This window comes from Methylophilus sp. Leaf414 (assembly GCF_001425425.1).
Lineage (GTDB): Bacteria > Pseudomonadota > Gammaproteobacteria > Burkholderiales > Methylophilaceae > Methylophilus.
Genome location: NZ_LMQQ01000004.1, coordinates 318,209 through 331,911, shown reverse-complemented (window position 1 = coordinate 331,911; position 13,703 = coordinate 318,209). Strand labels below are relative to the sequence as shown.

Annotated in this window: 12 protein-coding genes; 7 read left to right on the top strand and 5 right to left on the bottom strand. The window is 49.4% G+C overall.

Translation table 11 applies throughout. From position 1 onward, the window contains the following. Window positions 1-22: 22 nt before the first annotated feature. Window positions 23-604, bottom strand: coding sequence for an outer membrane lipoprotein chaperone LolA (lolA, locus tag ASG24_RS10515; protein ID WP_055830003.1), 582 nt, complete (start codon window positions 602-604; stop codon window positions 23-25). An 82-nt stretch (window positions 605-686) separates the two neighbouring features. Further along, window positions 687-3,002, bottom strand: coding sequence for a DNA translocase FtsK (locus tag ASG24_RS10510; RefSeq protein ID WP_055871143.1), 2,316 nt, complete (start codon window positions 3,000-3,002; stop codon window positions 687-689). Between the two features lie 109 nt (window positions 3,003-3,111). Between ASG24_RS10510 and ASG24_RS10505 the strand changes: the two genes are divergently transcribed. The 3 genes from ASG24_RS10505 (at window position 3,112) to ASG24_RS10495 (ending at window position 5,318) form a co-directional block, all read left to right on the top strand. Continuing rightward, window positions 3,112-3,576, top strand: a complete 465-nt coding sequence (locus tag ASG24_RS10505) for a Dps family protein (protein WP_055871140.1) — start codon at window positions 3,112-3,114, stop codon at window positions 3,574-3,576. A gap of 122 nt (window positions 3,577-3,698) precedes the next feature. Then, window positions 3,699-4,649, top strand: a complete 951-nt coding sequence (gene trxB, locus ASG24_RS10500; RefSeq protein WP_055871137.1) for a thioredoxin-disulfide reductase — start codon at window positions 3,699-3,701, stop codon at window positions 4,647-4,649. 120 nt (window positions 4,650-4,769) lie between these two features. Continuing rightward, window positions 4,770-5,318 (top strand): Smr/MutS family protein, encoded by a 549-nt coding sequence (locus tag ASG24_RS10495; protein ID WP_055871133.1) that lies wholly within the window; start codon window positions 4,770-4,772, stop codon window positions 5,316-5,318. A gap of 90 nt (window positions 5,319-5,408) precedes the next feature. Here the strand turns inward: ASG24_RS10495 and ASG24_RS10490 are convergent, their stop codons facing one another. Then, window positions 5,409-6,035, bottom strand: coding sequence for a glycine zipper 2TM domain-containing protein (locus tag ASG24_RS10490; protein ID WP_055871131.1), 627 nt, complete (start codon window positions 6,033-6,035; stop codon window positions 5,409-5,411). A 127-nt stretch (window positions 6,036-6,162) separates the two neighbouring features. Then, a complete protein-coding gene (locus ASG24_RS10485; RefSeq protein ID WP_055872030.1) occupies window positions 6,163-6,825 on the bottom strand; it encodes a Crp/Fnr family transcriptional regulator in 663 nt (220 codons plus the stop codon). Window positions 6,826-7,067: 242 nt separating this feature from the next. Between ASG24_RS10485 and ASG24_RS10480 the strand changes: the two genes are divergently transcribed. From ASG24_RS10480 to ASG24_RS10470, 3 genes are all read left to right on the top strand, one after another. Continuing rightward, on the top strand, window positions 7,068-7,400 hold the full coding sequence (locus tag ASG24_RS10480; RefSeq protein WP_055830005.1) for a helix-turn-helix transcriptional regulator: 333 nt from the start codon (window positions 7,068-7,070) through the stop codon (window positions 7,398-7,400). 17 nt (window positions 7,401-7,417) lie between these two features. Continuing rightward, complete coding sequence (locus ASG24_RS10475; RefSeq protein WP_055871129.1) at window positions 7,418-7,840, top strand: TIGR01244 family sulfur transferase; 423 nt, start codon at window positions 7,418-7,420, stop codon at window positions 7,838-7,840. A gap of 174 nt (window positions 7,841-8,014) precedes the next feature. Next, window positions 8,015-9,241 carry an FAD/NAD(P)-binding oxidoreductase gene (locus tag ASG24_RS10470; RefSeq protein WP_055871126.1) on the top strand — a complete coding sequence of 409 codons (1,227 nt, stop codon included), beginning with the start codon at window positions 8,015-8,017 and terminating at the stop codon, window positions 9,239-9,241. Between the two features lie 4 nt (window positions 9,242-9,245). Here ASG24_RS10470 and ASG24_RS10465 read toward each other — a convergent pair whose 3' ends face one another. Continuing rightward, a complete protein-coding gene (locus ASG24_RS10465) occupies window positions 9,246-10,697 on the bottom strand; it encodes a leucyl aminopeptidase family protein (RefSeq protein WP_055871123.1) in 1,452 nt (483 codons plus the stop codon). A gap of 302 nt (window positions 10,698-10,999) precedes the next feature. Here ASG24_RS10465 and aceE point away from each other — a divergent pair, with 302 nt between their 5' ends. Continuing rightward, window positions 11,000-13,669, top strand: a complete 2,670-nt coding sequence (aceE, locus tag ASG24_RS10460) for a pyruvate dehydrogenase (acetyl-transferring), homodimeric type (protein ID WP_055871120.1) — start codon at window positions 11,000-11,002, stop codon at window positions 13,667-13,669. Window positions 13,670-13,703 lie beyond the last annotated feature (34 nt).

Here is a 13,703-nt window from a genome sequence, read left to right as displayed (position 1 = left end):
TTACGTATGCGGTGGTGAAGATTTACTCACCCACCACATCCACCCCTTTTGGCACGGTAAACAGGAACTGTGAAGTGTTTAATGACGGATTGACTTCAACATTTGAAAACACAATATGCGTACTCTGGCTAAAGGCATCCACCAGCCGCATTTCTGCGAGCTTGCCATGGTCAAACGAGATAATCACCACCTGGAAACCACTGTCTTTTTGTTTTGGCTTGGCTTGCACGCGTTGCAAGCCTTCATAATCCACCAGACGCGTCAGACGGAAACTTTCCTCCACATTTGGTCCACCGGCCAATAAGGCAGCCGGACTGGTGCCTAACACTTTATCCAGGGTACGAACGCTGACCTGTTGCAAATCGACATCAAATAAAAATACCTGGTGGCCGTCGCTGATGATTTGCTGCTCAAAAGGCTTTTGGTAATCCCAGCGGAATTTATTTGGCCGTTGCAGCAGCATATTACCGTTCACTTCCTGCAGCTTGCGACCCTTCTGGTCGAATACAGTTTGTGTGAATTTGGCACGCATCGATTGCGTAGATTGGTAAAACTGCTTTAAATCATCTACACCATCGGCGTACGCTGTCAATGGCGGAATCATACTTATCACCAATAGAGCAGCGCCGAATAGCGCACGTATCCGTGAAAAAACTGCAGCGCCTGACTTTTGGTTATTAAAAAGATTACTCATGGTCACCTCCAGCTTTTACCAATACTTCACGGTTACCATTACTTTGCATCGCGGATACCAAACCTGCACGCTCCATATCTTCAATTAATCTTGCCGCCCTGTTATAGCCTATGCGCAACTGGCGTTGCACAGAGGAAATAGACGCGCGGCGGGTTTTCAGCACTATCGCAACCGCTTCATCGTACAGCGGGTCTTTTTCGCCACCGGCATCCTCGCTACCACCCAGCACGCCATCGATGTCGCCACCTTCGGTCTCATTGGTCAGAATGCCTTCAATGTAATTAGGTTCACCCTGCGCCTTAAGGAAGTTAACCACATTATGCACTTCTCCATCGCTGACGAAGGCTCCATGGATACGCTGCGGATAACCGCTACCTGGCGGCAGGTAGAGCATATCGCCTTGACCCAAAAGCGTTTCAGCGCCCATCTGGTCAAGAATCGTGCGTGAGTCAATTTTGCTCGAAACCTGGAAAGCCACCCGGGTCGGCACGTTGGCTTTAATCAAACCGGTAATCACATCTACTGAAGGGCGTTGCGTTGCCAATACAAGATGTATACCGGATGCACGCGCTTTTTGTGCCAGGCGGGCAATGAGCTCTTCTACTTTCTTGCCGACGACCATCATCAGGTCGGCCAACTCATCGATCACGACAACAATCAATGGCATTTCGTCCAACGGCTCCGGCTCATCCGGTGTCAGGCTGAACGGGTGCGGAATCGAAGTGCCTTGCTTTTTGGCTTCCTGGATTTTCTGGTTATAACCGGCCAGGTTACGTACGCCTAAAGTAGACATTAGTTTGTAACGGCGTTCCATCTCGGCCACGCACCAGTTCAATGCATTAGCGGCCTGGCGCATATCCGTCACTACTGGTGCCAGCAAATGCGGAATGCCCTCATACACGGACAACTCCAGCATTTTCGGGTCAATCAGGATCATTCGCACACGATTGGACTCTGACTTGTAGAGCAGGCTCAGGATCAGCGCATTAATCGCAACCGATTTACCGGAACCGGTCGTACCCGCGACCAGCACATGCGGCATTTTTGCCAGGTCGGCCACAATCGGCTTACCGGCAATATCTTTACCCATGGCAATCGCGATAGGTGAATTCATATCGGCATACGCCTGGCTGCCCATGATTTCAGACAGGGAAACAATCTGACGTTTGGGGTTAGGAATTTCCAGACCCATATAACTCTTGCCGGGAATGGTTTCGACAACCCTCACGCTGATCACTGACAATGCCCGCGCCAGGTCTTTGGACAAATTGGTGATCTGGCTACCTTTTACGCCAGGTGCAGGGTCCAGCTCATAGCGCGTAATCACGGGGCCAGGCTGGGCGAGCACGACTTTGACTTCGATACCGAAATCCATCAGCTTGCGTTCGATCAGGCGTGAAGTGAAATCCAGGGTTTCTGCCGATTGTAATTCCACAGATTGATTAGGGGCATCCAGCAAATGCAGTGCTGGCAAGCCTTCCTGCTCAATGGCTTCAAACAAAACGGTTTGTTTTTCTTTAATCACACGTTCACTGGGCACTACAAGTACTTCAGGCACGGCAATTTCTACAGGTTTACGGTCTTCAACGCGTTTACGTTCAGACTCGACAAACTCTTCACGCGCCTGCAAAGCCTGGCGCCCGACTTTGCGGTCTTGCCAATCCTGAAACTTCAGTGTGCTCCATTGGTGAAATTGAATCACCCATTCACCCAGACGCTCGCTCATTGTGATCAGGGACCAGCCTGTGAATAAACTGAAAGCCGTTGCAAACAGTACCAGCAGTAGCATAGTAGAACCGGCAAAGCCAAACATATTGCGCAACAGGTGATCTATGCCGCTGCCAATCACACCACCCTGCTTTAAAGGGAAGTCAGCAGGAAAGCTGACCAGGTGGCCGGATTCAAGCGCGGCAGAAGCCAATATCAGCAACGCAAAACCGACGCCATTTAACCACCAGTCCTGTCTTTCAATGGCATCCAGATGCAGTCGCTCATACATCAACCACACCACATAAAAGGCCAGCACCACAAACCACCATGAAGAGAAACCAAATAAAGAGAGCAGCACATCGGCAATCCACGCACCGACTGTGCCACCGGCATTATGAATAATGTCATTCTCGCCGATCGCATGAGTCCATCCCGGGTCTTCATGCGAGTATGATGCAAGGATCACTGCCAGAAATACGCCAAGCGCAGCCAATGCAATCCAGCTGACTTCGCGCAGCAATTTGGCGTCGCGCAGCTGTTTTTCTGTCGACACTTTTTCCAAACGTGCATTGGATACATTTTTTTTATTAAAAAACAATGCGTTATCTCTTTCTTTACGCAAGTGAACTTAAATGATTATAACAAAATCAAATTGCACACAGGCACTCTAGCTTTTAAAATACATTCAACGACAACAAGGAGACATCATGGATATTGGTATTAATAATAAAGACCGCCACGAAATTGCAGAGGGCGTATCAAAACTGTTGGCAGATACATACACTTTGTACCTGAAAACCCACTACTTCCATTGGAATGTCACCGGGCCAATGTTCAATACATTGCACCTGATGTTTGAAACACAATATACAGAACTAGCACTGGCGGTTGATGCAATTGCCGAACGTATTCGTTCGCTGGGTGTATATGCGCCAGGTACTTACGCACAGTTCTCTAAATTGACCTCTATCGAGGAAACTGTGGATGTGCCAAAAGCACAGGACATGATCAGCGAACTGGTTGCCGGTCACGAAGCTGTCTGTCGTACAGCACGTAGTGTATTCCCAGCCGCAGAAAAAGCCGCTGATGAAGCGACTGCTGATTTGCTGACACAGCGTTTACAAGTGCATGAAAAAACAGCATGGATGTTACGTAGCTTGTTAGAGAAATAACCTTTATTGCATTGCAAAGGCGGTGCAATTTAATTAGCTATTAAATCTGGGGATGAAACCTTGCAACAAGTGATTTCATCCCCATTTTATTGAACAGATTAAACCAAAAAAGAAAGAAAAGTATGGCTACCAAGCATGCGCGTTTATTGATTCTAGGCTCCGGTCCTGCCGGTTACAGTGCAGCCGTCTATGCGGCCCGCGCCAACTTAAGTCCGGTCCTTATCACCGGCCTGGCGCAAGGCGGTCAATTAATGACGACGACTGAAGTGGATAACTGGCCTGCAGATGCTGACGGCGTGATGGGGCCGGAATTGATGGAGCGTTTTCAGAAACACGCTGAGCGTTTTAATACCGAAATGATTTTTGACCATATCCACACCACGCACCTGAAAGAAAAGCCTATCCGTCTAGTGGGTGATAATGGTGAATATACTTGTGATGCGCTGATTATTGCGACCGGCGCCTCAGCCAAATACCTGGGCCTGCCAAGTGAAGAAGCGTTTGCAGGTAAGGGCGTTTCTGCCTGTGCTACTTGTGATGGCTTTTTCTACCGCAACCAGGAAGTGGCCGTCATTGGTGGCGGTAACACTGCTGTCGAAGAGACCCTTTATCTGTCCAACATCGCCAGCAAAGTGACTTTGGTCCACAGGCGCGACAAATTCAAAGCTGAAGCGATCCTGGTTGATAAGTTAATGGAACGCGTCAAAGAAGGCAAAGTAGTGCTGGAAACTTTTCATACCCTGGACGAAGTCTTGGGCGACAACACCGGTGTGACCGGCATGCGCCTGAAGGATGTGAATTCCAGCACGACAAAGGATGTGCCGCTTAAAGGCGTGTTTATTGCCATTGGTCACCAGCCGAATACCCAGATATTTGAAGGACAGCTGGATATGGAAGGTGGCTATATCGTTACCCAGGCTGGACGCCAGGGTAACTTTACTGCGACCAGCGTGCCAGGTGTATTTGCGGCAGGCGATGTGCAGGACCATATCTACCGTCAAGCCGTGACCAGCGCAGGTACCGGTTGTATGGCCGCACTGGATGCTGAGCGCTATCTGACAAACCTGGAATAAGTTCGGCCCGGATATTTAGTCACAAATACGCAGCCAATAAAAAGCGCACCCCAAGCTAATATAACTAGGGTGCGCTTTTTTCTTTTAGAATGCAGCCTTGAGCTAGTAAAATATATCGCCATGACCAGCGACCTGCCAAACACAGAGGATGACGACGACATTCACCTGTTCCTTGAAGCAGTCAAAGGCGCACGCCCGGTAGAGCCCAAGCGTATCCTGCATGCACCAAAAAAACCAAAACCTATTCCACGGCAATTGATTCGTGATGAGCAACAGGCCCTAATGGATTCATTAAGTGATCACTATATTCCTGCGCATGAACTGGAGAGTGGCGAAGAATTACTTTATTTGCGTGATGGGCAATCGCCTGTCATCTTAAGCAAACTTCGCCGTGGTCACTGGGTAGTGCAGGCACATATCGACTTGCACGGATTAATCAGTGATGAAGCAAGACTTTATGTATCTGAATTTATCGCTGACTGTAAAAAGCGTGGTTTGCGTTGCGTACGCATCGTACACGGCAAAGGATTAGGCTCTAGAAATAAAGAGCCGGTGCTTAAACACAAGTTGAGAAACTGGCTGATGCAAAAAGACGAAGTGATTGCTTATGCGCAGGCCAGGCAGACAGATGGTGGCAGTGGCGCGGTAATTGTGTTGCTTAAAGCTTAAAACGCGATCCCGTTATCGGGGATCGCGTTTTTCATTTCAGAGCGCTATCCATTCAGGGTAAAACTTTCGCTCACATCACGAATTACCGCTTTACTCCCAATAGCGACGTGGCTTATGTGCTCCATGCCCTTTGCCAGGTCTTGGATGAAAATCCGAAGCACCGTAGGCCACAGGACGATAAATCACCGGTACAGGTTGAATCTGGGTGTAATGCGGCCTCATCCTAACAGTCACATCCATCACCGGACCAGGATCCCTATCCATTAAAGTACTGTATTGACGGCCCTGATACTCATAATTGACCATATAGCCAGTCGTCACCATTTGCCATTGGTCAACCACTACACACTGTTCAACCGGGCGTGTCACTACACGCTCCTGGCTATATACATTCTGGTTACCGACCCGATCACCCACAATCGCGCCAACACCTGCACCGACTGCAGCCGCAGCGACGCGCCCACCGCCTTTACCAATCGTACTGCCTAATAAACCACCGGCCACCCCTCCGATAATGGCACCAGTGTTAGAACGCTGAGGTTGCGCATACACACTTTCGCGCACATAGGCAGTTTGACATTCCTGGCGGGGCTGGTTGACACGCTGCACTTGCGGACTGACCGACAGCACGCGCGCCCTGTCAATAAACGTTTGGTCAGCAAACGCCATCTGGCTGGTTGCCATTAATACAACACTTACTGATATGAGTCTTCGCATTCACTTTTTCCTCTCAACAAAACCTGCTTGATGCAGTTATTTGCATAACGTGCATTCAATCATGAGAGACGACTGCTGGATGTATCGGTCTGTGGCGGATTTGTATCGATGCAGATACAGATTTTTTTTACTGACTGCTATTGGCGAGTTTGAGTAATTCGCCGCGCTGCTGTATTTCAATCACGCCGCGGCCCATTGAAAGCCAGCCTTTTTGTTCCAGCCGTTTTAACTGGCGGCTGATGACTTCGCGCGCGGTGCCAAGTTCATCGGCAATCTGCTGATGCGTCCGTTGAATGGTGTTATTGCCTACATCGAGCAGACATTTAGCGAGCCGCGCATCCAGCGTCTGAAAAGCCACTTCGTCCAGCAGCACAATCAGGTCGCTGATTAATGCCCCGTAATTCTGCATCACATATTGCCTAAATACCGCGGAATCTATCATCAGGCGCTGAAAAATCGCATCCGGCACAATCACATCCTGGATCTCCTCCTCCACAATGGTGGAAGCTGGATATTGGCTATTGCCTAACAGGCAGGTGGTGGTAATGACGCAAGTTTCACCGGCGCCTACGCGGTAAAGCAGGATTTCGCGTCCGCTGGCAGACATTTTGTAAACTCGTGAACGGCCCTTCAGGCGTAAAACATAGCCACTACAGTGATCGCCCTCCTGGTAACCAATCGTGCCCACCGGCGCTTCTACGATACGGGCATATTGCAATAATAATTTCTTATTCGAGTCTTCAAGTGCTTCCAGCTCGGGAAACAGACTCATCCATGACAGTGATTGCATAATATCCAGTTCCCCAGTTTGTTTTTTATTTTGAGTCTGCACGTTAACGCAGAACTTCCAACGACACACTTTTATGCGATAAACTTTATCATAATTGAGTCATCAGCTATCAAAGTAGTGACAATCATCAGGACATATTCTGCTTGTCCTTATTGATTCGCATCACTGGCTATTGATCTGGGAATCAATGAATCCATTCACATAATATAAAAATAATGATCTTCAATAGGGGTATTACGCAGATGTCGGAAATTGCAGCAAATATTTTTGAGCAGTTGAGAGCGTCGGCCGACCAAGCCAGCAGTCTTTTGAAAGTGATGGCGAACAGCGACAGGTTGATGCTGTTGTGCCAGCTGTCGCAAGGTGAGAAGTCTGTCAGTGCACTGGAAACAAGTTTGAATTTACGCCAACCCAGCCTGTCACAACAATTAACCGTCTTGCGTGAAGCGCAACTGGTGACTACCCGCCGTGAAGGCAAAAATATGTATTACAGTATCAGCAGCCCCGCTGCGCTGTCTGTCATACAGGTACTGCACCGTGAGTTTTGCCAAAAAGCCGTCGCAATCCAGTTTTAAGAATGCCAGGAGCCAGTATGGATATCAAAAAAATTGATCAACGCTTTAGTACCAGCGGTCAATTAACTGAAGCCGATTTGGAAACCGTCGCCAGTCAGGGTTTCAAATTAGTGATCAATTTCCGCCCGGATAATGAAGGTGGAGAGGCACAACCAACCAATGCAGCGCTTGCCGAAAAAGCCAAAGCATTAGGGCTGGCTTATGCCTATATACCTGTGATTCCCAACCAGATTCAACCTGAGCATGTCAATCAGTTACGCGCCCTGCTCAGCCAGCATCAAGGGTCAGCGCTTGGCTTTTGCCGTACCGGCAACCGGGCCAATAACGTTTATCAGCAAACATTACAGTCTGACGCCATGAACAAACCAGACTGTTGCAGCCAGCAAGGCGGTGACGGACAGAACCTGTCCTCACGGGTGCTAGGCTGGCTAAAACGTTAATGATTCACTGAATAAGTCGTCCCGCAAAATGAAGTGCCAGGCGCACGGAATGCAGAAACCGGCATACTTGAAATATATATAAAGGTTTCGAGTACCGTGCAACGGCAATTCGCTCGCACAGACACTTATTCCGTTTATCTTGAATTCTGACCTCATTACTTAGGGAAAAATATTATGAGTCACATATCCTATGACATTGTCATTGTGGGAGGCGGCAGCGCTGGCAGCGCACTTGCGGCAAGTGTAAAAAAGCGCGCGCCATCACTCACCATTGCCATCATCGAACCTTCCGATAAACACTATTACCAACCCGCCTGGACGCTGGTAGGCGCAGGCGAATTTGATGTCAACAAAACCGTCAGGCCAATGTCTGAGGCTATTCCCGACGGTATTACCTGGTTACAGGCAGCGGTGATGGAATTTCAGCCGGCTGAGAAACAAGTGATTACAGACAAGCTAGGCACTATCCAATACACACAACTGGTGGTTGCGGCGGGCTTGAAACTGAACTGGGAAGGCATTAAAGGCCTGACTGAGACGTTAGGCAAAAATGGCGTTACTTCAAATTACCGGTTTGATCTGGCACCTTATACCTGGCAACTGGTACAGCAACTGCAATCAGGTGAGGCGATTTTCACTCAACCACCCATGCCGATCAAATGCGCGGGTGCACCACAAAAAGCACTTTATCTTTCATGCGCAGAATGGCAAGGCAAAAACCGCTTGGGTCATATTAAAGCTTCATTCTATAGCTCAACACCGGCGTTGTTTGGCGTAAAAGAGTACGTTGAGCCTTTAATGCAATATATCCGCCGTTATAAAGTTAACCTTAATCTCAATAGCACATTGGTAGAAGTAGATGGACCAGGCAAAACGGCCTGGTTCAATGTTAAAGATGCGGATGGCAATGTGACCCGTATCAGCAAACCGTTTGATTTACTGCATGTAGTGCCACCACAAACAGCACTGGATTTCTTGAAGCAAAGCCCGTTAGTAAATGCGGATGGCTGGGTGGAAGTGGATCAGCACAGCTTGCAGCATGTCCGTTACCCTGAAGTATTTGGCGTAGGCGATTGCACCAGCACACCTAATGCCAAAACCGCCGCAGCTGCGCGCAAGCAAGTGGTGATCGCTGCCGAAAACCTGCTGGCGCAACGTGAAGGAAAAGCGTTGCCTTCGCGCTACGACGGTTATGGTTCGTGCCCGCTGACGGTAGAAAAAGGCAAAATCATCCTCGCCGAATTCGGGTATGGTGGCAAGATTGTGCCTACGTTCCCCTGGGATTCCACCAAACCGCGCCGCTCTGCCTGGTTGCTGAAGAAGTATGTTTTACCATGGCTATACTGGAACCTTATGCTTAAGGGACGCGAATGGCTGGCCCGTTGCGGCGCCTGCGGTTAAAAGACTATTCGGCAAGAAAGGTTTTTAACCATTGCAAAGTCAATGCAACGCCAAAACCATTGACCTCACTTGCTACCGCACCTAGCCCGTCTTTGTGCGCATAAGAAGACAAATCGACGTGACACCATGAGATGTTGCCTTCTAAAAACTTGCCCAGAAAGCGTGCGGCAATGATGTGATCAGCATCGCTTTCCATAGTGCATTGCTTGATATCGGCAATCTCGCTATCCAGCTCGCTGTCGTAATCCTCGGCATACGGAAAAACAACTACGCGCTCGCCGCTGACGATACCCGCCTCAGCTACTTGAGACGCCAAGGCCTGTGAATTGGCTATAATGCCACTCATACGCGTGCCCAAAGCTGTTTGCATGCTGCCGGTCAGGGTTGCGAAATCCAGGATCGCATCCGGCTTTTCACGGCTGGCTAGTGTTAAGGTATCTGCCAGCACCATGCGCCCTTCGGCATCCGTATGCACAATTTCAATGGTCATGCCATTGAGCGCCGTCACCACATCGTTTTGCTTATAAGCATTAGGCCCGATATGGTTTTGCGCGAGGGCCAGCCAGCAATCCACATTAACCGGCAATTGTTGGGTGCTAATGGCTTGCAAAATGCTGACTGCCACCGCACTGCCATTCATATCCTGGTGCATACCCTGCATATATTTTGAAGACTTGAGGTTATGGCCGCCAGTATCGAAGCAAATACCTTTGCCTACCAATGCCAGGGTTTTCGATGCTTGTGCATGACGGTAAGACAGTTTTACGATGGCGGCATCTTGCGGCTCAGACCCTTGTGCGACCGCCACAAAAGCGCCAGCGCCCATGGCTTTCAGTTGTTCGACATTCCATTCGGCATACTGCCAGTTTTGCTCGCTGGCTAATGCCTGCAAGCGCTCCCTGTATAACTTTGGCGTCTGCTGATTGGGCGGTGTTAGCGTAAGTGTGCGGCATAAAGTGTTAGCGGCGGCAGTAGCTTCTACTTCAGTCATCCACGGCAATGCATCAATGCCAAATATGCAGATATCTTTTAACCCGGCTAATTTAGCGTCGCGCTTCAACGCAGGTAAATTCTGAGCATTCACTAGCGCGACATATGCGGCCAACTTTGCAACTGAATCTATGGCTTGCCCGTAAACAGCCATTGCAAGTCTGGTTGGTCGTTCGGCCAGCAGCGGTTTAAGTGCTTGCCTGAGCAAAGTCTGCTGCTCAAAAACTGACTGTGCAGTTTTAAGCTGCACCATACTGATCAATGCGCCATCAGCCAATTCTAAAGAAACAGGCTTCTCCTCTATATCCTTCAACGTGGATTGGCTGCGTTTGAGTTTATTTTCCAGCGAGGTGTGAAATGGCATGGTTGCTGGCAATGCATCAACAAATACCAGTAATACATGCTGCGAAAAATCCAGTATGGATGATTCGTTCAAGGCTAAATAATGGGACCAGTTAATATGCATACAGTCAGAAAACACTCTTATATAAAATATCAAATAAACGTAGCAAATACCTGTAGTTAGGCATTGTTAATTCAAGCAAAACTTGACCAAAAGCACTAAAAAAGAGACACTTATGGCTGATTGAAAGGTTGGCCTCGTCATCACCATGGCGGCGCGCAACGTGATACCATTAAAATAACAAGTATCCGACTTCGGAACCCCTTCTTGGTAATCAACAATTGCTCAACTCCAGGCACTGATACTTGGTAAGTACAGACCTGGATTATACGCACAGCGACTTAAAACTCGGAGAATCCTCACGCATGGCAACGCATTCGCAAGCACACCTCAATGAAACTGATGCTCAAGAAACCCAGGAATGGTTAGACGCACTCAGCGCAGTTATTGAGAATGAAGGGCCAGAACGTGCCCACTTCCTGCTGGAAGCAATGATTGATCAGGCCCGCCGTTCAGGCGGCCATTTGCCGTATAAAGCAACGACATCATACGTCAACACGATTCCAACGCATCAACAGAGCAAACTACCTGGCGACCCGGAGATGGAGCGCCGCATTCGCGCGCTGATCCGCTGGAATTCAATCATGACCGTGCTGCGCGCAAATGAAAAATCACCAGGCATTGGTGGTCATATCGCCAGCTTCCAGTCAGCGGCAACTTTGTATGACGTAGCTTTTAACCATTTTTTCCGCGCGGCAAATGAAAGTTTCGGTGGCGACTGTGTGTATTTCCAGGGCCACTCGTCCCCAGGCGTGTATGCACGTGCTTTCCTGGAAGGACGTATTACAGCAGAGCAAATGGATAACTTCCGCCAGGAAACCGGCGGCAATGGTCTTTCCAGCTATCCTCACCCATGGTTGATGCCTGATTTCTGGCAGTTCCCAACGGTGTCTATGGGGCTAGGCCCATTGGCTGGTATTTACCAGGCACGCTTCCTCAAATATCTGCATAACCGCGGCATTGCCGACACTGCTGACCGTAAAGTATGGGTATTCTGCGGCGATGGCGAGATGGATGAGCCGGAATCACAAGGCGCTATTTCACTCGCCGCGCGTGAAGGCCTGGATAACCTGATTTTCGTCATTAACTGTAACTTGCAACGCCTGGATGGCCCGGTACGTGGTAACGGCAAGATTATCCAGGAACTGGAATCAAACTTCCGTGGTGCGGGTTGGAATGCGATTAAAGTCATCTGGGGTTCTTACTGGGATCCTTTGCTGGCCATGGACAAAGATGGTCTTCTGCGCAAACGCATGGAAGAATGCGTGGATGGCGAATACCAGAACTTCAAGCAAAAAGGTGGCGCGTATACGCGTGAACACTTCTTTGGCAAGTACCCTGAGCTGCGCGAAATGGTGGCTGCGATGTCTGATGCAGACATCTGGCGCCTGAACCGTGGCGGTCATGATCCGCATAAAGTCTATTCTGCCTATCACGCAGCGGTAAACCACAAAGGTCAACCAACCGTCATCCTGGCGAAAACCGTGAAGGGTTATGGCATGGGCGACGCCGGTGAAGGCCAGAACACTACTCACCAGCAAAAAAGCATGGACATTTCTTCACTGAAAGCTTTCCGTGACCGCTTTGACCTGGCATTGACTGATGAACAGGTAGAAAGCTTGTCTTACTACCATCCAGGCGAAGATAGCCCGGAAATCAAGTACATGATGGAACGTCGCGCGGCATTGGGTGGCTTTGTACCGGCCCGTCGCCGTAAAGGTAACGAACTGACCGTGCCTGAGCTATCTGCCTTTGAAAATATGCTAGGCGCTACCGGTGAGCGTGAAATTTCTACCACCATGGCGTTTGTGCGTATCCTGTCTACTTTGGTGAGAGACAAGCAGGTTGGCAAATACGTAGTGCCTATTGTGCCGGATGAAGCCCGTACCTTTGGTATGGAAGGCATGTTCCGCCAACTGGGTATTTACTCTTCTGTCGGCCAGTTGTACGAACCACAGGATTCTGACCAGGTGATGTTCTACAAGGAATCACAAAGCGGACAGATCCTGGAAGAAGGCATTAACGAGGCTGGTTCATTCGCCAGCTGGCTGGCAGCTGCAACGTCTTACAGCGTCACCGGCACCCAGATGATCCCGTTCTACATTTACTACTCCATGTTCGGTTTCCAGCGTATTGGCGACTTTGCCTGGGCCGCTGGTGACAGCCGTGCACGTGGCTTCCTGCTAGGTGCAACCGCAGGTCGCACCACATTGAACGGCGAAGGCTTGCAGCATGAAGATGGTCATAGCCACCTGATGTCAGCGACAATCCCGAACTGCATCAGCTATGACCCGACCTTTGCTTACGAACTGGCCGTGATCATCCAGGAAGGCATGCGCCGCATGGTGCAAAACCAGGAAGATGTGTATTACTACATCACCCTGATGAACGAGAACTACAGCCATCCAGCGATGCCGGAAGGCAGTGCCGAAGGCATCCTTAAAGGCATGTACAGCTTCAGTAAATCCAAAGCCAAAGGCCCAAAAGTACAACTGATGGGTTCGGGCGTGATCCTGCGTGAAGTGATTGCTGCGGCCGAATTACTGGAAAAAGACTGGGGCGTGTCTGCCGATATCTGGAGCGTAACCAGCTTCACTGAATTGCGTAGAGACGGTATTGATGCCGAGCGTCAAAACCTGCTGAATCCTGAAGCCAAGCCAAAACTAAGCTACGTGGCACAGTCACTGGCTAATGCAGAAGGACCGGTGATTGCGTCTACCGACTACATGCGCTCATTTGCCGACCAGATCCGCAACTACGTTAGCAACCGTTTTGTAACACTGGGTACAGATGGTTACGGTCGTTCTGACTCCCGTGAAGCTTTGCGCAGTTTCTTTGAAGTTGACCGCTACTATGTCGTATTGGCCGCGTTGAAAGCCCTGGCTGACGACGGCAAATTGCCAGCGACAAAAGCCACTGAGGCGATCAAGAAATACAATATTGATATCAGCCGCGCTAACCCGACAACGATTTAATTTGCCATTATCGGTGCTGCTTAGTTGCAGTACC